Source organism: Moheibacter lacus (assembly GCF_014042165.1).
Lineage (GTDB): Bacteria > Bacteroidota > Bacteroidia > Flavobacteriales > Weeksellaceae > Moheibacter > Moheibacter lacus.
The window spans coordinates 275,303-293,655 of record NZ_JACDZE010000001.1; the positions used below are offsets into that span (position 1 = coordinate 275,303).

The following is an 18,353-nucleotide window of genomic DNA, read 5'->3' on the forward strand; positions in this document are numbered from 1 at the left end:
ATTATTTCACAAAAACAGATTTAATTATAAATTTCAATCTTTTAAAGAGCGGCAAAACTCTGTAGATTTCCCGTCCCCGTAGCATAGAGATTGTCTCTACGCTAAAATCGAGTTTGACTTTGTCTTTGAAAATATAAAATAATAGATTGTTTCTGTGTGAAATTAAATTTTCCAATATTTTTCCTTCAAAACCAAATCTTTCTATAATTCCATCGAGCGTTTGGACTGTTCGCTGTCTTTGTATATATTTTTCTTTGCCGCTGAAAACTCCCACGTTGATACGATAAGCTGCCATAACTTCTTTGTGATAATGGATGAACCCTAGGCGTGAATTAGCCATGTGCATGGCATAATCCCCCAAGGGCATATTTTGAAGCAACTTTGTATCGATTTCTGTTTTTCTAAAAATAACCGAAAGATTGGGGATAAAATTATTTAGTGCTAAATCTTCAGTACTTAGTTTGGATTTTAAGTTCAATGAAGGAAATTCGTTTATTTTTTCTCCATCAGGCGTAATTCGCATTGCTCGGTGAAAGGAGATGGAAAAGTTAGGATTAGCTTCTAAAAAGTCAACTTGCTTTTGCAATTTCAATGGATCAGTCCAATAGTCATCACCTTCGCACATAGCGATGTATTTGCCCTGAGCACGTGAGAAGTTGTAGGTTGATTGTATTGTGCGAACACCTTTTGACCATTGATTTTCTGTTTGAAATATTGGCTTGATGATATGTGGATATTTTTCCTGATACTCCTTAATTATTTTCGCAGTGCCATCTGTAGAAGCATCGTCATGAATTAGAACTTCATATTCAAAATCACATTTCTGCATCAGAAATCCATCCAAGCATTCCCGAATGTAAGGAGCGTGATTATACGTAATAGAACAAATGGAAACCATTAAATTATCCATGATTTGAGATTTTATTTACAAGTTGATCAAATAAATTATTTAGGGAAGACTTCATAAATTTTGAGTAGTTCCTTAGCAACTCCGTTCCTTCTTCCTTTTCCTCAATCAAACTGCTTAACAAATCAGGCATCTCGCCCAGTTGATGTTTTAGCATATGTAATCGAAATTGATGCCCATATAAATCCTGTAATTTGGTTCCTTGCCACTTATTCATTATCCCTGCAGGAATTCCAGCTGATAAAGCTGTAATATTTGCATGTAGCGAAGATGTTAAAGTTAATGATGAGTGGACAATAGTATCTGCTATTTCTAGGATGTTTAAATCGTTGTTAAGCAAAATAAATTCATCTGGAAACTCGTCCCAAATCATTTTTAAGTATTTATAATCTTCCCAAGGTCTGATAACAGGTAATAATACTACTTGAATGTTCTCTTCTTTTTGAAATTGATATAGATACTGAGCTATTTCTTTTGCTTCCTCGATCGTGATATTATTGATTTGAAAAATAAGGTACTCTTCTTGGGGAACATATTCTTTGTAGAATTTTCCTTTTGTATTTGTATAATCCAACAAATTCGGAAAAAGCCATCCCATATCTGGGGTTATTTCTATTTTAGAATTATTTGTTTGAAGATTACCTCCTTCTAACATTTTCTTGGACAGGTTCCCTCTAACCGAAACATAGTTCAGGTTTTCTATCGCTTTCTGTATTTTTAAAAAGTGTTCTTCTTTTTCTATAGGACGCACTCCAACAGAAATCCAAGCTTTAAAGGGACCGACTAAGTCTGTCCAATCAAAAATTATATCTGATGGTAGTTCTGTTTCCAATATTTGATTGTTTTTAGTATAAATTGGCTTCCAAGTTCTTTCATCAAAAAGATGAATAACTTCGCCTCCAAAGACAATCAAAGCGTCATAAGCATTTTCTGCAATTTTTTCTTTGCTGTAAGCGATATAATCAATCCCCTCAACACTGTAATTGCTGGGAGAATAAAAGTCAATAATAGGATTTTCAATCCTCTTTTCCATCTCCATTTTAAAAATATGAGAGAAAAGAATATCTCCAAAATTATCTATATCGGCAAACGAGAAAAAAGCTATTTTAATTGACATTAGTTTTTTATTAAAGATTTAATTCCATCTACATCAAATACCGGCATTCCTATTTGCTCAAAGACTTCTTTTCTTTCTTTATAGAAATTGTCTACAAAGATGGATGCAGGTTGTTGCATGTATTTAAATTTTTGATCGTTCATTTCCATATGTATGATTTCGTCAAAAAGATTTTCGGCAATATGGTATTTTTTTAAAGTTTCTTTTAAATCGAATTCATGCTTGGTGATTAAATAAACTTTTTTTCCTTGATTTTTACTTTGGTACACAAGAGAAATGGCATCCAGACAAACTTTTCCATTGATAATCAAGGTGTCGTCAAAATCAATGAAAAGATTCTCATATTCGATTTTATATTTTGCTTTGGTTTGGGAATACCTATAAAGCTCAATGTCTTTGTGCATTACATTTATTTCAACATCCATGTCAAAATAAGCAAATGTGGTCAAAAGAGGAAGGTTAACACCCTTGTAACGATCAAAAGCCATCGTTGTGGCTATTCTTGGACAGATTTCAAGTAATTTTAAATCTCCTGACTTGTCTTCTTTCACTTGAAAAAACCAAAGTCCTTTGAACTTTAGTTCATCGTTTATTTTCTTTCCTATTTCAAAACATGCATCAATAGTTGCTTGGTCAGCTTCTACATTGATGTGTGAAACACCGTTTCTAACCAGATGTCTTTTTCTTGGAAAGGCGTATAAAAGTTCGTTGTTTTTATCAGAAAAACAATCAACCGTAAATTCATCCCCGGGTAAGAATTCTGTGACTACATTATTTTCAAATAATTCATCTTTCAAATCAGATGCATCATTTATTTTAAATGTTCCAATGCTTCCATGTCCTTTATCTGGCTTACAAAAAATAGGGTACTCGGAAATTTCATTGGATTTAAAATACTGTCTTGGTACAAAGTCATATTTACTTAGCAAATCATAAGTCTTACTTTTATAACGAGCTACTTGATTTATATTAGGATCTACACCTACGATTTTTGTATTTATCTCATCTTTATTTTTTGATAGAAAATAAACCACATCGTCATGCGTAGGAAAAATCAAGTCTATACTATAAGTGTTTATGATTCTATTTAACTCATCTACAAAGTTTGCTTCTGAAATATTGGGAAGTGTAATTACTTTATTTTCAATAATCAAATCAGCAATACTCTCTTTGGAATTCGCTCCATATACATTTAAATGTACACTATACCTCAAAGATTCGTAAATCTCCAATGCGTTATCAGCACCACATGGATAAATTAAAATATTTCTTTTCTTCATATCAATTCATATTTATCCAATAATTTCAAGGTTTCCTCTTTGGAATTGAACATCAAGACATCAATAATCGAAAGCCAAGGAACAAATTCATTTTTGAATTGTTTGTAGACTATCGGCTTTGATTTAATAAAGTTCAAACCAATTCCTTCTTTTTGAAAATCTTCTTTTTGATACAATTCCTGTCCCCCCAACGCATTGATATAGTGAGTTGCGTTTTCTTTTTTGCAAATGTCTATTAATCTTTCTTGTCTTTCCATTCCTCGATTTTGGTATGACTCAGATGATTTTTTAAATTTTGTAGTTAAACCTAAATACTTCGATATTTCTAAAATGCTTCTTATGGCCAACTCACTAATCGAATTGTATTCCGTATCTAAAAGATTTTGGATGAAAGGTTGAATCTCATTATAAAAAGGCGCCTTTTTATAGGATGACAATGTTTGTAAAAACTTGGTTTTCCATTCCGGATACAATTCGCTATGTATAAAAGACTCCAAAATCAAATTGTTTTGGGAAACTTTCTGCATCGGCACTGTGAAAGTATAATCATTTCCATTTACCAATATCCTGTTTCGGTTAATCCAACCTTTTTTTATAAAATTCACATCATCATAAAACACAAAGGTATCTACCGCTTTTATCATTTGAAAATAACCGATGTAAGGAAATATATAAGGTTGCATCACTGCAATGGTCATCTCTCTTTTTTTAGATGGTTTTTATAACTTCTGAAATTCTTTTAACTACTACCTCCTCCAAATCAAAATAGAACGGCAAACACAGCACTCTTTTTGAAACACTATCCGTTACTTCCATTTCTCTGGGATCCAAATAAGGAAGTGCCGTCGCCAAACTCGGATAAAAATAACGACGGGTCTGGATTTGATTGGCTTCCAATTTTTCTTTGACCTTCAATAAAACTTCTTCGCTTTCCAACAAAATAGGATAATAAGCATAGTTTTGAGTTGCTCCGGAATGCCAAACAGGTTTCTGATGCGGAAAATCCTTTAGATTTTCATCATAAGATTCGCTCAAGGCTTCTCGCTTCTGATGGATTTTTTCAATGTAATTTAGGTTTACCAATCCCATTGCCGCATGAAATTCGGAGTTTTTGCCGTTTATGCCCAATTCTGCAAAACTATCAAACCCCGAAATCCCAAAGTTTCGGATGTACTTTAATTTTTGATTTAATTCAGAATGATTGGGTATCACCAGTCCTCCTTCGATACAGTGGTAAAGCTTGGTTGCATGAAGCGAACAAGTGGATATATCACCGTATTCAAAAATAGATTTACCGTTTACTTGTACTCCAAAAGCGTGCGCACCGTCGTAAATGACTTTGAGATTGTGTTTTTGGGCTATTTTCTCAATCGCTTCTACATCACAAGGATTTCCATAAACGTGTGTAGCCAATATGGCGGAAGTTCTCTCCGTGATGGCAGCTTCGATTTTACGGGGATCGATGTTCAGCGAATTTTTGTCAATATCAACAAAAACAGGCTTACAGCCTTCCCAGACAATGCTACTTGTAGTTGCTACAAAGGAAAAAGGGGTGGTGATGATTTCTCCTTTCAGCTCCAATGCTTTGATCGCCATTTGCAATGCCACCGTTCCATTGGTCACAAAAAGAAGGTGTTCTACACCCAAATGGGTTTTTAATTTCTCTTCCAATTCATTGGCAAGCGGCCCCATATTGGTCAGCCAATTGCGCTCCCAGATTTCACTGATGTATTTTTTATATTCTTCTTCCGGCGGAAGAAAAGGTTGGGTTACTAATATCATTTAGGTTGGTTTTTTAATATCAATTCCTGCTTATTAACAATGACCGAATTCGCCGGAACGTCTTTATGAATCACACAGCCGGCACCAATGATGGAATTATCCCCGATGCTTACGCCTTTCAAAACCACCGAATTACTTCCCAACCAACAGTTTTTCCCAATTTTCACAGCTCCATAAGTAAATTCTTTCCGATTTACGTTGAGTTCACCGTTTCCGTGGGAATAGGCATGATTATGGTCATAGACTTTTACACCTTCTCCAAAAATGGTATTCTCTCCTATTTCTATGGATTTCAAACAATTGACCGAACAAAAGTTATTCATAAAAACATTCTCGCCCATTTTTAATTCGGCATTTTTGCCCACCCAAATACTAATGTAATTCCGGAAATCAAGATTTTTCCCAAACTGAAGTTTCGCCGTTTCTGAAATTTGGGCAACAAAGCCAATTCCAATTTTCACACTTTTGGCTTGGCTACGGAACCGCTTTTCACTTTCACTTCTCAGCAGGTATATCAATAATTTCTCAAGCATAGGCAGGCTTATTTAAGAACAAACAAAGATATAATTTTTAAATTCTTCTAACTTATTATCTTTGTGCTCACAACATCAAACCCATGAATAAAATTACCGAAGTCGTAAAAATCTTCTTTGCTTATTTAGTCAGACCTCATCTTTATCCCGAATTGGGAAGAAAAATCATAAAAAATACGTTTCAACGCGGTTCAGCCACCAAAGGAAAAGAAACAGCGGAAAAATGGTGCAAAGAACGTTCAATCAGTCAGGAAGAAGCGATTCAATCCATCACAGGAAATCTTAATTATCCGAAATTGAATGAGAATTATTCAGAAATTCTTCAAAATGCTCAAAAAATAGAAGAAAATACACCCGTCAAAATGGGCGGTGCAGGCGCTTTGGATTTGATATATAATCTCTGCGAATTCACCCAAGCCCAAAATGCTTTGGAAACAGGTGTCGCTTATGGCTGGTCATCGCTTGCCGCTTTGCTTTCGCTATCCAAAAGAAACGGGACGCTTTATAGTTCCGATATGCCTTATCTGGGAAAGGATAATGACGTTTACGTAGGTTGCGTAGTACCGGAAAATCTTCGGAAAAACTGGAAGCTTTTTCGTTTTGCAGATCGGGAATCACTGCCGAAAATATTCAAAGAACAATCAGAATTTGATTTTGTTCATTACGATAGCGATAAATCCTACAACGGACGTATGTGGGCGTACAATGTCCTTTGGGACAAGGTCAAATCCGGCGGCGTTTTTATGAGTGATGATATTGCTGACAATGCAGCTTTTATGGATTATTGCCTTCAAAACAAAAGAGAACCTATTATTGTAGAATTTGACGGGAAATACGCCGGATTAATTCTCAAATCCTAATTTTTCTTTACCTAAAGACTAAATTAGAATCACCAAAATAATCCTAAATTTGTCGCATGAAAATTCTTATCACAGGTACAGCAGGTTTCATCGGATTTCATCTTGCTACGAAACTAATTGCAAGAGGAAATGAAATCATCGGATTGGACTCCATCAATGATTATTATGACATTCGCGTGAAATACGGACGCCTCGAAAGGACCGGAATTTCAAAAGAATCTATCGAATATAATAAATTGGTTCCGAGTTCAATTCATCCGAATTATCAGTTCATCCAACTTAATTTGGAAGACAAATCCAACCTGGAAAAAGTTTTTGCCGAACATAAATTTGACAAAGTCATCAACTTAGCGGCTCAAGCCGGTGTTCGCTATTCGCTTACCAATCCAGATGCTTATATCGATGCCAATATCGTCGGATTTTTGAATATTTTGGAGTGTTGCCGTCATCATCAAATTAAACATTTGACCTATGCAAGTAGTTCAAGTGTGTATGGTTTAAATGAAAACCAACCTTTTTCCACTAAGGACAATGTGGATCATCCAATCAGTTTGTATGCAGCGAGTAAAAAATCAAACGAATTAATGGCGCATACCTACAGTCATTTGTTTAAAATCCCTACGACCGGATTAAGGTTTTTCACGGTTTATGGCCCTTGGGGTCGCCCCGATATGGCATTGTTTCTCTTTACAAAAGCCATTTTGGAAAACCGACCGATTGATGTGTTCAACTACGGCGAAATGCAGCGTGATTTTACGTATGTGGATGATATCGTGGAAGGAATTATTCGTGTAAATGACAATCCGCCCAAGGAGAATCCGGACTGGAATCCGAATTCGGACGATGCTTCGGTTTCTTCTGCGCCTTATAAAGTTTACAACATCGGGAACAATAATCCAGTGAAGTTGATGGATTTCATCACGGCTTTGGAAAATAAATTAGGTATTACGGCAGAAAAAAATATGCTACCCATTCAGGCAGGTGATGTACCTTCAACTTATGCTGATGTTTCTGATTTAATCCGGGATTTGAATTATAAACCCGAAACGACCATACAAGAAGGAATCAATAAATTTGTTGATTGGTATCGGGATTTTTTTAAGGTTTAATTTCGTTCAAAATCGAGTTGTCAAGCAATCCTTGATAGTTGGATTTGCCAAATTATTTAGTCAAAATCAATTTGTTCTATAGATCTAAATCAATGCCTTTAGTCTCCATCAATATCCCGGTTTATAAATGCGAAAATTATATTTTACGCTGTTTGGAATCTGTGAAAAATCAGACATATAAAAATCTGGAAATCATATTGGTGAATGATGCCACACCCGACAACAGCATTGAAATTATTGAAAAATTCATTTCGGAAAATCCCGATTTGAACATTCAACTGCTTCACCACGAAAAAAATTCTGGATTATCGGTTGTCCGAAATACGGGAATTGATAATTCCAGCGGGAAATATATTTATATGCTCGATAGCGATGATTATATTTCAAATGATTGTATCGAAAAATTGGTTGAACTGGCCGAAAAAGAAAATACAGACATCGTCGTTGGCGAAACAATTTGCTTAGACTCGACTGATGGACAGGAAAAGTTGTTGTTTCCAATTCGTGCCGAAGAAAAAGCTTACGAAGGAAATGACTTTATTTTCGAAAGATTTATTGCGGGAGACTGGCCAATCATTGCTCCAAACAAATTATATAACCGTGAATGGATTTTAAAAAATGAGTTAAAATTCATACCCGGACTTTATTCACAGGATGAACTTTGGGCTTTTCATTGCGCCTTCAAAATCAACAAAATAGCTTTCCTAAAAGAGGTTACTTATATTTACTATCTGCATGGTGCCTCGACTATTTACAACAAAACCAAAGTCAATTTCGAAAACCATCAAACCATTGTCGAATGGTTTATAAAAGCTTATCAAGAAACCAATTCCAAACGAAAACAACTCATCAAAAAAAAGTTAATCGGCTTCAAGGAAACTACTTTGCAAATGCAATGGAAATCAATGCGGGACGATGTTCCTTACTGGAAACAAAATTATGCACGACTGAAAAAAGCGCCCAAATTGAGCCTTTCGGACTATTTTTCTTCGGAATTTACAACAGACCAAAAAAAGAGAAATTTATTCCTGAATTTGCCCACCGAATTAGGTTTCCGACTTTTTAAATGGCGTTACGAAAGAAAGTTCTGATAATATTTTTTCAAAATCCCCGACAAATAATTTTCCTTGTCCTGTAAATTATTTTTTCGGAAATAATTCTGAACATCGGGAATGTCAATCGAATAACTTTGTCCGGCCTTTAGCAATTCCAGTTCGGCTTTTTGTTGTAGAAATGTTTCGATGATTTGGATGATTTGAAGGATCGAATAATTGGACAAATAAGCAACATTGACGATCTGATTAAATCTTTGATTTTCTATCAATTCCAAAACAATTTCAACTACATCTTCCACATCGATTAAATTTCTCGAAGCCTCTATATGCGTCTTTATAACTTTATTTCCCCGAATTGAATTCACCAAAAAATTGATCAACGTATTTTTATTCCCGCCCTTTCCCACAGCATTACTTATGCGAACGATTAAATAATTTTCTGCTTCTGTCGCAATGATGTGTTCCATCGCCAATTTATGATTGACATACGCACTTGCATTTTTTGAAGAATCGTAAATACTACAGGTACTGAAATAAACAAAGAGTTGGTTTGGGTTTTCAAAAATGGTTTTTCGGATCAAATTTTCTTCCCGTAAAAATTGTTTTTCATCGGTCTCCAACGAATTGGAAACACCTGAAGCAAAAAAGACAATGTCCTTTTTATCAAAATTTCGGAACGCATTTGCGATTAAACCGTTTCCTATGATCATGGTTTAAGGATTGGGATTTTGAAACACAAATCTACAAATTCCAATCGACCCGATTCATAAATTCGTCCTACATTTGCGGAGCAAGAAGCACAGCAGATTGAAAAAATTTTCTAAAAAACTAAATGTTCAACTCATCGCCGAAACTTTTAAATCTTTCGGAATTGATCACATCGTACTTTCTCCCGGCTCAAGAAATGGCGCTTTGGCGACTCATTTTTCGCATCATCCCGACTTTAAAACCTACAGCATCGTGGATGAACGTTCGGCAGGATTTGTCGGTTTGGGCATGGCGCAACAACTGAAAAAACCCGTTGTGTTATGTTGCACATCAGGCTCTGCAGTAGTGAATTATTATCCAGCTGTGACTGAAGCTTTTTACCAAAACGTTCCGCTGATCATTCTTTCAGCTGACCGTCCGGAACATTTGGTGGATAATTTTGACGGCCAAACGATACGTCAAAAAAATGCTTTGGATCTTCACTGTTACCATAGCACGCAATTGACTGAAGATGAGTCAACTCAATCGCTGACAGAAAATTTAGGGCTCATTAAAAAAGCGGTCAGAAATTCGATTCAAAATTCCGGTCCGGTTCATATCAATATGCCTTTTTCAGAGCCTTTGTATGAATTTCAAGAAACGATAGACATTCAGTTTGAGGAATTTAAAATTCCGGATTTAGCTAAAGAAAATGACGAAATTGATGATGAAAAATTGATCCAAAAGTGGAATGCTTCACAAAAGAAATTGGTGCTCGTCGGCATGCAATTTCCGGATGAAAAATTAAATGAATGGATAAAAAAATTGGCGGATGATGATTCGGTTGTGATTTTAACCGAAACGACTTCCAATTTACATTCGCCCAGATTTTTCAATAAAATTGATTCGGTAATATTTTCGTTAAAAGATGAAATTTTAGAACATTTAAAACCTGAAATTCTTTTAACGGTTGGACAAAATGTAATTTCGAAAAAAGTGAAATCTTTCCTTCGAAATCACCAGCCACAAGAACATTGGCATTTGGATGAATTCTGGCAACCCGATACTTATCAGTGCCTTACAGAGAAAATTCAAATTAATTCAATTGAATTTTTAGAAGAATTCGTTCCGAAAATTATTCAACAAAAATCGCAGTATTTTAACGATTGGAATTCGATCCGAAAAGAAAAAGAAATTCATCAAAATGAATTTGCCGAAAACCAAACGTTCTCGGACTTCAAAGCGATGGAAAAATTAGTCGAAACTTATCCTGAAAATGCACAGATTCATTACAGCAATTCGGCGGTCATCCGTTACGCACAGCTTTTTTCTCATTCCGATAAAAATTCAATTTTCTGCAACCGCGGCACAAGTGGCATCGACGGATGTACCTCAACAGCGGCCGGAGCAGCAATTGTCAATGATATACAAACCGTTTTGGTAACAGGCGACATCAGTTTTTTCTACGACAGCAATGGGCTTTGGAACCCTTATATTCCCCATTCTTTCCGCATTATTTTATTGAACAATGGTGGAGGAAATATCTTTAAAATCATTCCGGGACCAGAAAATTCAGGTGTAGTTGAAACGGTTTTTGAAACAAGACACCATTTAAGCGCTGAACATTTGGCCGAAATGTTTGGATTTGAATATAAAAAGGTAGAAAATTTAGATCAACTAGAAGATGTTTTGGAAGATTTCTACGCCATTTCAGAAAAACCTAAATTACTGGAAATCAAAACATCAGAAATAGATAACGCAAAAATCCAACGTGATTATTTCAATTTCATTTAAGTTGAAACTTCGTAATTCTTTATAAAACTCGAGTGGCTTTTACAAATCTTTTGTTCCAATAGGTTTCTTCTAGAGAACTGACGATGACGCCTTTTGAAGTGGACGAATGGATAAAGAAAACCTCGCCGTTTTTCACTTTTTCAACAATTCCGACATGGCTGATGCTGGAACCGGAGGTTTTAAAAAACACCAAATCTCCTTCTTTTACTTCACGCAGTCGGATTTCTTTTCCTTGTTTGGCTTGGTCACGGGAGATTCTCGGCATTTTGATTCCGGCTGCGTCAAATGCATTGATCACCAAACCGGAACAATCTAAACCGCTTTTTGTCGTGCCACCGTATTTATAAGGCGTTCCGAGGTACCGATACGCTTCTTTCACAACCGAATTGGCTTCTTTATGAGCTGCATTGGATTTAGAATTCGTACGATCCCTAACTTCTCGTTTTTTGTATTCGGAAGATTTATAGGAGATTTTTCTGGATGAATTACAAGCAGTTATCGACATTAAAACCAAAACCAAAATAGTAGATCTCCAAATCCTCATACATCCGTTTTTTAAATTCAATTTAAATTTACAACGGATAAAATTAGAAATTCTTGTAGATATGAACAATTAATCAACAGGTTTTTCAACAGTTTTCAGCTAAAATCATACCTATCCTACTCTGGTTCAACTCCGGGCGGATTAAACAATCCCCAATCATCCAAAATATAATGCCAAGGATCGAAAGTTTTCACCCAGTTTCTAAATAAGATTTTAAATTCTTCAATTTCATTTCGTATAAGCTGAATATAATCTTGCTCACCCTCGATTCCAAAAATTTCCAACGCGCCAACTGAAACATAAATTTCTCTAGCTGCCTTTCTAATGATCGCTGCATTTTCCATCCTGATATCATAAATATCGGCTCCTTCTGCTCCTGCTATTTTTGCGGGAATAAGGATAGCATTTTCTAATAATAACGCAATCTGAAAATCTAAAAATTCCTGCTGATCTCCATCTAAAGTTTTCACAAATCGGTGTATGATTTCTGAAATTTCGATAGCCTTGATGAAAATAGGCAATTCTTTATGTGACGAATCCTTCATCCCTATCCATTTAATATTTCTTGAAGCAATTGTTTGGCTCTTAATATCCTAACTTTTACATTGGCCAATGTCAAATCCAATTCTTCTGCAATTTCTTTGTAGGTTTTTTCTTCTAAAAATCGAAGTTCTATGATTTTTCGGTATTCGGGTTTTAGTTTTTGAAGATGCAAAATCAAAGCATCATTGTCCTGTTGTTGAATCAACGAATCTTCAGGGCTTGGCAATTCTTCTTGAATTTCAATTACATAATTTTCGTCATCGAGCGAGATTTTCAAAGCCGGTTTTTTACGGATGTGGTCAATCATCGTATTATGAGCGATAGAAAGAAGCCAAGTTTTAAAATCAAAATCAGCATTATACAACTTTAATTTGGCAAAAACTTTTGTAAAGGTTTCGATGGCAATGTCTTCCGCCTCTTCTTCGTCCTTAATTTTCTGATAAACATAATTGAAAACATTGTCCCAAAAAATATCCATCAGCAGATTTTGCGCTTGACGTTTTCCTTTTTTTGCTTCGAAAATGACGGTTTGAAGTTTCTTTTTTTTCACAGTTTAAAAGACTAATTTACAGATAATTGGATTGACCTAAAAGTATCAAGTAAAAATCAAAGGGTTTACATTCTCTAAACACCTATCCCCTATTTTTAAATTAATTTGAATTCGATTTTCATTTAAATTAATTTAAAAACCGTGTTTTCTCTATAGATTTCACTGCAAAATACGCAAAAAAATAATTCACAGTTATTCCTCCGCTCTTCTTATTCAACCTAGGCTGCAATTTTTTTGCAGCCTTTTTTATGTTTGTAAAAGTTTCGCTGCTTCTTTCGCAAAATAAGTCGAAATCAAATCGGCGCCGGCCCGTTTAAATGCGGTCAAACTCTCGATCATCACTTTATCATGATCGAGCCAACCGTTTGCAGCAGCGGCTTTGATCATGGCGTATTCGCCACTGACTTGAAAAACAGACACCGGAATATTGTAATTTTCCTTCACCAATCTCACGATATCCAAATAAGCCATTCCGGGTTTTACCATCACGATATCAGCGCCCTCTGCGATGTCTTCTTCCACTTCTCTTAGGGCTTCATAAGCATTATGGTAATCCATCTGATAGGATTTTTTGTCTTTTGGAATTTCTTGGTTATCAACCGGCGCACTGTCAAGGGCTTCACGGAAAGGTCCGTAAAAAGCACTAGCATATTTTGCAGCATAGGACATGATACCAACATCTGGGAAACCACTTTCTTCTAGCGCTTCGCGTATGGCTCCAATTCTACCATCCATCATATCGCTTGGCGCGACAAAATCAGCTCCCGCTTCTGCATGAGAAACACTCATTTTCACCAAAGCCTCAACGGTTTCGTCATTTAAGATTTGGCCATTCCCGATGATGCCATCGTGACCATAAATTGAATAAGGATCAAGCGCAACATCAGGCATTACGATCATTTCCGGAATGGTATCTTTTATGGCTTTGATGGTTTGCTGCATGAGTCCGTCGGGATTCCAAGCTTCTTTTCCTGTATTGTCTTTTAAATCAGAATTGACTTTGACATAGATGTTTACGGCTTTGATTCCTAAATCCCAGATTTCTTTGACTTCTTCTATCGTCAAATCCAAGGATTGCCTGTAAATACCGGGCATCGATGAAATTTCATGTTTGACATTTTTTCCTTCCGAAATAAAAATCGGGAGAATAAAATCATTGGGTGACAAACTGCATTCTCTGACCAAACTTCTGACAGATTCATTTTTTCTAAGTCTTCTGGGGCGATTATAAGGAAACATGTAAAAATTTTTAAAGCACAAATTTAAGCAATTAGAAAAGGATTTACCCCAAATCTGTTCAAGGAATAATAAAAATCAATTTTCCGATGAAAGTCCTTTTTTGTATTTCAAAGGCGTAAATCCGGTCAGCGTTTTAAAGTGTTTGATGAATTGGCTGGGCGAAGCAAATGCGAGCGAATAAGCTATATCGGCTATGGAATTTTTAGTGTTTTCCAGTAAAAATTTGGCTTTCTTAATTTTTTCAATAAGAATAAATTCGTTGGGCGTCATCCCGATTTCTCTTTTAAAATGCCGGTGAAAAGTCGATTTGCTCATAAATGCCTTATCGGCAATTTCGTCGATAGTTAGTGCTTTGTGGTGATTTCTCCGAATGTAGTCGATGGCAAAAGCCAATTGATTGACATTGGAAAAAGATTGTGTTTTTTTCAACAATAGGTTCCTCGCATTGGATTGTAACAAATTTATAATCAACTCTTTGGTCGTCAATTTGCTGAGTGTGTCTCGGTATTGCGTATTGGAATTGGCCAATAAAATAATACGTTCGATGTTTCTGGAAAGAATAAAGTCATTTTCGAATTTAATAGAAGACAAATCCATCGCCCAAAGCGAATCATCCAATTTTGGTGCATTTTCATTGAGCATCATCAAGGTATCTTTTATTTCTTCAGGCGAAATTATCAGTGCCATACATCGCGTTGGATTTTGGTTTTCCGCATCTGGGAAATCAATCTGCATGGCTTTATGTCGATCCAAAACTAATGATTCTTCCGGTAAAAATTCAAAGGAATGTTCACCGCCGAAATGCATCACCTTTTTCCCGGAAAGCATGGTCAATAATGACATTTCATCAAATTCCAATTCAAAACCAAATGTTCTCATTTTGGTTTCAAATAAATGCAAATCCACCTCATCGGTATGAAAACTCAATTGATTTTCAATCGGCGTGATGACTTTTCCTTCTTCATAAATTTTTGAAATAGACGAATTCATAATTTTACTACTCGGTGTATCCTTGACACTAAAATAGTATTTTTTGACACATATCCATCTATTTTTTCATCAATTCAATTTCTAACTTTATCAAAATTAAAATTTTAACTTAAAATAAAGGAATTATGGACAATGAAAAAGAACAGGTTTTGGATGCTCCTACAGCAAGTCAAGCTCAAAATTCGACCGTAAAAAACTGGCCTAAATTTAAAGAACAATATGACAATTATATCGATGGAAAATGGACTCCACCTGTAAACGGAAAGTATTTTGACAATATTTCTCCGGTGAACGGAAAAGTTTTCACAAAAGCGGCGCATTCTTCCAAAGAAGATTTGGAATTGGCTGTAAATGCAGCGCATGAAGCTTTTAAAACTTGGGGGAAAACTTCAGCAACTGAAAGAAGCATCATATTAAATAAGATAGCGGATAGAATTGAAGAAAATCTCGAATATCTGGCAATAGTTGAAACCATCGACAACGGAAAAGCTGTGCGTGAAACTTTGAATGCAGACATTCCTTTGGCGATAGATCATTTCCGCTATTTTGCAGGTGTAATCCGTGCAGAAGAAGGCTCGCATGTAGAATTGGACGAGAATACGGTTTCTTTAATCGTTCATGAACCCATCGGAGTCGTTGCGCAAATCATTCCTTGGAATTTCCCGATTTTGATGGCCGTTTGGAAATTGGCTCCTGCATTGGCAGCCGGAAACTGTGTAATCCTGAAACCTGCTGAAAGCACACCAACTTCGATTATGGTGATGATGGAATTAATTGGTGATTTATTGCCTCCAGGAGTCGTGAATATCGTCAATGGTTTCGGTTCAGAATTAGGCCGCGCATTGGTCACCAATCCAAAAGTCAAAAAAGCGGCTTTTACAGGTTCTACGCCTACTGGTCGTTTGGTGATGCAGTATGCAACGGAAAACATCATTCCAGTAACCTTAGAATTGGGTGGAAAATCTCCCAATGTTTTCTTCAGTTCCGTAATGGACAAAGACGATGAGTTTCTCGATAAAGCTATCGAAGGAGCGGTTTTATTTGCTTTTAACCAAGGTGAAATCTGTACATGTCCTTCGCGTATGTTGATTCAAGAAGACATTTATGAAAAATTCATCGAAAAAGTAATTGCAAGAGTAGAAGCCATTAAGGTGGGTGACCCATTGGATACAACGGTCATGATGGGCGCGCAAGCTTCAAAAATTCAATACGATAAAATTGACAATTACATCAAATTAGGAAAAGAAGAAGGCGCAGAAGTGTTGACCGGAGGTGATGTCAATCAATTGGGAGGAGATTTGGAAAATGGATATTACATCAAACCGACGCTTTTCAAAGGACATAATAAAATGAGAATTTTCCAAGAAGAAATTTTCGGCCCTGTTCTAGCAGTTACGACATTTAAAACGGTAGATGAAGCCATCGAAATCGCCAACGATACATTGTATGGTCTGGGTGCAGGAGTTTGGACGCGTGATGCACATGAATTGTATCGAGTACCAAGAGCCATCGAAGCCGGAAGAGTTTGGGTGAACAATTACCATGCTTATCCTGCAGGAGCTCCATTTGGTGGTTACAAACAATCTGGAATTGGAAGGGAAAACCACAAAATGATGTTAGGTCATTACCGTCAAACCAAAAATATGTTGATTTCGTACAACAAAAATAAGTTAGGATTCTTTTAAGAATTGGGGGAAAGGAAGGTTAAGGGTAGTCTTAGGATTACCCTTTTTTGTAGAATATTAAAAGCAAAAAAATGATAAAAAGACTAGATGCCACAGAAAAAGCGGTGGATTTGATTCTAGAGTTAAAAGAAGCCCATGGAGAATTGATGTTTTATCAGGCTGGAGGTTGTTGTGAAGGCACTCAACCTCAATGTTTTGAAAAAGGTGGATATTTCCCGCGAATGAATGATGTGATGATCGGCGAAATTCTGGGTGCAGAATTTTGGGTAGACCGAGATTTGTTTGAATATTGGCAATACAGCCATTTCACATTGGATGTTTTGGATGGATTTGGGGTAGGCGGGTTTTCTTTGGAAACACCACTTGGAAAAACATTTAAAATTCATTATCGGCTATTTACAGAAGAAGAATTAAAAGAATTGGAACCCATTCGATTGATGGAATAACCAAATTTCCATCCCTACCAGAAATGTATTAATTTTGCCGGATGCGAATTGATATCATAACCGTTTTACCGGAACTTTTGAGAAGCCCTTTTGAAGCATCTATTTTAAAACGTGCACAAGACAAAGGACTAGTAGAAGTACATTTCCATAATTTACGCGATTATTCCACAGGGAAATACAAAAAAGTAGATGATTATCAATTCGGAGGTGGTGCCGGAATGGTGATGATGATCGAACCCATCGACAAATGCATTTCAAAATTGCAATCTGAGAGAAATTATGATGAAATCATTTACCTTACACCTGATGGTCAAACATTAAATCAAAACATAGCAAATGAACTTTCTTTAAAAGGCAATCTCATCATGCTTTGCGGACATTATAAAGGCGTCGACCAACGTGTGCGAAATCATTTTGTGACCAGAGAAATCTCCATAGGAGACTATGTTTTAAGCGGAGGAGAATTGGCGGCAGCTGTACTCGCAGACAGCATCATCAGACTTCTGCCGGGAGTTTTGAACGATGAAACTTCTGCACTTTCTGATTCTTTTCAAGATGATCTTTTGGCTCCCGAGGTTTATACAAGACCTGCCGAATACAAAGGCATGAAAGTGCCTGAAATCCTTCTATCAGGTGATTTCCCAAAGATCGAAGCTTGGCGCCATCAAAATGCTTTGGATAGAACGACAAAAAGACGTCCAGATCTACTCAACGATAAAAATTAATTTGTAACTTTCTGAATTCTTAATTTTTAACGCAACCTTTTCCATTTTTCACGTCTTAAATGAAAGGTTTATGGATTATGAAGAATTTTAAATGGATAGTAGCATTGATGTTGGCAGGACTGTTTGTAACCTCCTGTTTGGATGACGAGCCCACATTAAATGTCGATTATGTTTATGCACCTATTGACAGTATCATGATTGGAGAAATTCATCCAGCAAGAGAAGTGACGGAAATCAGGACTTATTTCACACGAAACAGCGAATGCGAAGCATTTTTTGACTATGATTACCAGATTGTTGGAAACGAACGGACGGTTTCGATTATTGTGTCCGATTTACAAAATGAAAACTGCTTAGATATTTCTGAAGCGGCTTCACAGACGTTACAATTTAGACCTGAATCTGCGGGAGATTATACTTTTCGTTTCTGGGCCGGAAATGATGAAAATGACGAACCCATTTTTATCGTCCAGGAAATCACAATTCCAGAATAACCAAAATAAAATG

The 18,353-nt window shown here is 36.2% G+C and carries 20 protein-coding genes; 8 read left to right on the plus strand and 12 right to left on the minus strand.

The window, feature by feature from the left end; all coding sequences use genetic code 11:
* Nucleotide 1 precedes the first annotated feature (1 nt).
* Genes HU137_RS01270 through HU137_RS01295 form a run of 6 tightly spaced genes read right to left on the minus strand, consistent with a single transcriptional unit; the run spans nucleotide 2 to nucleotide 5,619 of the window.
* The gene (locus tag HU137_RS01270) at nucleotides 2-910 is read right to left on the minus strand and encodes a glycosyltransferase (RefSeq protein WP_182041996.1); all 909 of its coding nucleotides are present in this window, start codon (nucleotides 908-910) and stop codon (nucleotides 2-4) included.
* The gene (locus HU137_RS01275; protein ID WP_182041997.1) at nucleotides 903-2,024 is read right to left on the minus strand and encodes a polysaccharide pyruvyl transferase family protein; all 1,122 of its coding nucleotides are present in this window, start codon (nucleotides 2,022-2,024) and stop codon (nucleotides 903-905) included. Before HU137_RS01275 ends, HU137_RS01270 begins: the two co-directional genes overlap by 8 nt.
* Complete coding sequence (locus HU137_RS01280; protein ID WP_182041998.1) at nucleotides 2,024-3,304, minus strand: ATP-grasp domain-containing protein; 1,281 nt, start codon at nucleotides 3,302-3,304, stop codon at nucleotides 2,024-2,026. The genes HU137_RS01275 and HU137_RS01280 overlap by 1 nt, the downstream gene beginning before the upstream one ends.
* Nucleotides 3,301-4,002, minus strand: coding sequence for a WbqC family protein (locus HU137_RS01285; RefSeq protein ID WP_182041999.1), 702 nt, complete (start codon nucleotides 4,000-4,002; stop codon nucleotides 3,301-3,303). The genes HU137_RS01280 and HU137_RS01285 overlap by 4 nt, the downstream gene beginning before the upstream one ends.
* A gap of 10 nt (nucleotides 4,003-4,012) precedes the next feature.
* On the minus strand, nucleotides 4,013-5,086 hold the full coding sequence (locus tag HU137_RS01290; protein WP_182042000.1) for a DegT/DnrJ/EryC1/StrS family aminotransferase: 1,074 nt from the start codon (nucleotides 5,084-5,086) through the stop codon (nucleotides 4,013-4,015).
* Nucleotides 5,083-5,619 carry an acyltransferase gene (locus HU137_RS01295; protein WP_182042001.1) on the minus strand — a complete coding sequence of 179 codons (537 nt, stop codon included), beginning with the start codon at nucleotides 5,617-5,619 and terminating at the stop codon, nucleotides 5,083-5,085. Before HU137_RS01295 ends, HU137_RS01290 begins: the two co-directional genes overlap by 4 nt.
* An 83-nt stretch (nucleotides 5,620-5,702) precedes the next feature.
* On the opposite strand from HU137_RS01295, the gene HU137_RS01300 reads away from it, so the two are divergent.
* The 3 genes from HU137_RS01300 (at nucleotide 5,703) to HU137_RS01310 (ending at nucleotide 8,679) form a co-directional block, all read left to right on the plus strand.
* The gene (locus HU137_RS01300) at nucleotides 5,703-6,479 is read left to right on the plus strand and encodes a class I SAM-dependent methyltransferase (protein ID WP_182042002.1); all 777 of its coding nucleotides are present in this window, start codon (nucleotides 5,703-5,705) and stop codon (nucleotides 6,477-6,479) included.
* Nucleotides 6,480-6,535: 56 nt separating this feature from the next.
* A complete protein-coding gene (locus tag HU137_RS01305) occupies nucleotides 6,536-7,588 on the plus strand; it encodes an NAD-dependent epimerase (RefSeq protein ID WP_182042003.1) in 1,053 nt (350 codons plus the stop codon).
* Between the two features lie 92 nt (nucleotides 7,589-7,680).
* A complete protein-coding gene (locus tag HU137_RS01310) occupies nucleotides 7,681-8,679 on the plus strand; it encodes a glycosyltransferase family 2 protein (protein ID WP_182042004.1) in 999 nt (332 codons plus the stop codon).
* Here the strand turns inward: HU137_RS01310 and HU137_RS01315 are convergent.
* Nucleotides 8,661-9,353 carry an NAD-dependent epimerase/dehydratase family protein gene (locus HU137_RS01315; RefSeq protein ID WP_182042005.1) on the minus strand — a complete coding sequence of 231 codons (693 nt, stop codon included), beginning with the start codon at nucleotides 9,351-9,353 and terminating at the stop codon, nucleotides 8,661-8,663. The genes HU137_RS01310 and HU137_RS01315 overlap by 19 nt on opposite strands.
* Nucleotides 9,354-9,450: 97 nt before the next feature.
* On the opposite strand from HU137_RS01315, the gene menD reads away from it, so the two are divergent.
* Nucleotides 9,451-11,124, plus strand: coding sequence for a 2-succinyl-5-enolpyruvyl-6-hydroxy-3-cyclohexene-1-carboxylic-acid synthase (menD, locus tag HU137_RS01320; RefSeq protein ID WP_182042006.1), 1,674 nt, complete (start codon nucleotides 9,451-9,453; stop codon nucleotides 11,122-11,124).
* Nucleotides 11,125-11,143: 19 nt separating this feature from the next.
* Here the strand turns inward: menD and HU137_RS01325 are convergent, their stop codons facing one another.
* The 5 genes from HU137_RS01325 to HU137_RS01345 form a co-directional block, all read right to left on the minus strand.
* Entirely contained in the window at nucleotides 11,144-11,668 is a 525-nt protein-coding gene (locus tag HU137_RS01325) for a C40 family peptidase (protein ID WP_182042007.1), read from the minus strand.
* A 116-nt stretch (nucleotides 11,669-11,784) separates the two neighbouring features.
* Nucleotides 11,785-12,213: a hypothetical protein gene (locus HU137_RS01330; RefSeq protein ID WP_220457166.1), complete on the minus strand. Its 429-nt coding sequence runs from the start codon at nucleotides 12,211-12,213 to the stop codon at nucleotides 11,785-11,787.
* A 2-nt stretch (nucleotides 12,214-12,215) separates the two neighbouring features.
* On the minus strand, nucleotides 12,216-12,761 hold the full coding sequence (locus HU137_RS01335; RefSeq protein WP_182042008.1) for an RNA polymerase sigma factor: 546 nt from the start codon (nucleotides 12,759-12,761) through the stop codon (nucleotides 12,216-12,218).
* 246 nt (nucleotides 12,762-13,007) lie between these two features.
* Nucleotides 13,008-14,000 (minus strand): porphobilinogen synthase, encoded by a 993-nt coding sequence (hemB, locus tag HU137_RS01340; RefSeq protein ID WP_182042009.1) that lies wholly within the window; start codon nucleotides 13,998-14,000, stop codon nucleotides 13,008-13,010.
* Nucleotides 14,001-14,075: 75 nt separating this feature from the next.
* Nucleotides 14,076-14,990, minus strand: coding sequence for a helix-turn-helix domain-containing protein (locus HU137_RS01345; RefSeq protein WP_182042010.1), 915 nt, complete (start codon nucleotides 14,988-14,990; stop codon nucleotides 14,076-14,078).
* A 125-nt stretch (nucleotides 14,991-15,115) separates the two neighbouring features.
* On the opposite strand from HU137_RS01345, the gene HU137_RS01350 reads away from it, so the two are divergent.
* The 4 genes from HU137_RS01350 to HU137_RS01365 all read left to right on the plus strand — a co-directional run bounded on the left by HU137_RS01350 (nucleotide 15,116) and on the right by HU137_RS01365 (nucleotide 18,340).
* Nucleotides 15,116-16,675 carry an aldehyde dehydrogenase family protein gene (locus tag HU137_RS01350; RefSeq protein WP_182042011.1) on the plus strand — a complete coding sequence of 520 codons (1,560 nt, stop codon included), beginning with the start codon at nucleotides 15,116-15,118 and terminating at the stop codon, nucleotides 16,673-16,675.
* A gap of 71 nt (nucleotides 16,676-16,746) precedes the next feature.
* Nucleotides 16,747-17,121 carry a DUF779 domain-containing protein gene (locus HU137_RS01355; RefSeq protein ID WP_182042012.1) on the plus strand — a complete coding sequence of 125 codons (375 nt, stop codon included), beginning with the start codon at nucleotides 16,747-16,749 and terminating at the stop codon, nucleotides 17,119-17,121.
* Nucleotides 17,122-17,162: 41 nt separating this feature from the next.
* Nucleotides 17,163-17,846, plus strand: a complete 684-nt coding sequence (trmD, locus tag HU137_RS01360) for a tRNA (guanosine(37)-N1)-methyltransferase TrmD (protein WP_182042013.1) — start codon at nucleotides 17,163-17,165, stop codon at nucleotides 17,844-17,846.
* Between the two features lie 77 nt (nucleotides 17,847-17,923).
* Nucleotides 17,924-18,340, plus strand: coding sequence for a hypothetical protein (locus tag HU137_RS01365; RefSeq protein ID WP_182042014.1), 417 nt, complete (start codon nucleotides 17,924-17,926; stop codon nucleotides 18,338-18,340).
* The last annotated feature ends 13 nt before the right edge of the window (nucleotides 18,341-18,353 follow it).

Coding starts and splice junctions, on each gene's coding strand:
- HU137_RS01345 (WP_182042010.1), bottom strand. CDS start 14,990: ATGAATTCGTCTATTTCAAAAATTTATGAAGAAGGAAAAGTCATCACG.
- HU137_RS01290 (WP_182042000.1), bottom strand. CDS start 5,086: ATGATATTAGTAACCCAACCTTTTCTTCCGCCGGAAGAAGAATATAAA.
- HU137_RS01350 (WP_182042011.1), top strand. CDS start 15,116: ATGGACAATGAAAAAGAACAGGTTTTGGATGCTCCTACAGCAAGTCAA.
- HU137_RS01310 (WP_182042004.1), top strand. CDS start 7,681: ATGCCTTTAGTCTCCATCAATATCCCGGTTTATAAATGCGAAAATTAT.
- trmD (WP_182042013.1), top strand. CDS start 17,163: ATGCGAATTGATATCATAACCGTTTTACCGGAACTTTTGAGAAGCCCT.
- HU137_RS01285 (WP_182041999.1), bottom strand. CDS start 4,002: ATGACCATTGCAGTGATGCAACCTTATATATTTCCTTACATCGGTTAT.
- HU137_RS01295 (WP_182042001.1), bottom strand. CDS start 5,619: ATGCTTGAGAAATTATTGATATACCTGCTGAGAAGTGAAAGTGAAAAG.
- HU137_RS01325 (WP_182042007.1), bottom strand. CDS start 11,668: ATGAGGATTTGGAGATCTACTATTTTGGTTTTGGTTTTAATGTCGATA.
- HU137_RS01330 (WP_220457166.1), bottom strand. CDS start 12,213: ATGAAGGATTCGTCACATAAAGAATTGCCTATTTTCATCAAGGCTATC.
- HU137_RS01365 (WP_182042014.1), top strand. CDS start 17,924: ATGAAGAATTTTAAATGGATAGTAGCATTGATGTTGGCAGGACTGTTT.
- hemB (WP_182042009.1), bottom strand. CDS start 14,000: ATGTTTCCTTATAATCGCCCCAGAAGACTTAGAAAAAATGAATCTGTC.
- HU137_RS01315 (WP_182042005.1), bottom strand. CDS start 9,353: ATGATCATAGGAAACGGTTTAATCGCAAATGCGTTCCGAAATTTTGAT.
- HU137_RS01300 (WP_182042002.1), top strand. CDS start 5,703: ATGAATAAAATTACCGAAGTCGTAAAAATCTTCTTTGCTTATTTAGTC.
- HU137_RS01275 (WP_182041997.1), bottom strand. CDS start 2,024: ATGTCAATTAAAATAGCTTTTTTCTCGTTTGCCGATATAGATAATTTT.
- HU137_RS01355 (WP_182042012.1), top strand. CDS start 16,747: ATGATAAAAAGACTAGATGCCACAGAAAAAGCGGTGGATTTGATTCTA.
- HU137_RS01270 (WP_182041996.1), bottom strand. CDS start 910: ATGGATAATTTAATGGTTTCCATTTGTTCTATTACGTATAATCACGCT.
- HU137_RS01305 (WP_182042003.1), top strand. CDS start 6,536: ATGAAAATTCTTATCACAGGTACAGCAGGTTTCATCGGATTTCATCTT.
- HU137_RS01280 (WP_182041998.1), bottom strand. CDS start 3,304: ATGAAGAAAAGAAATATTTTAATTTATCCATGTGGTGCTGATAACGCA.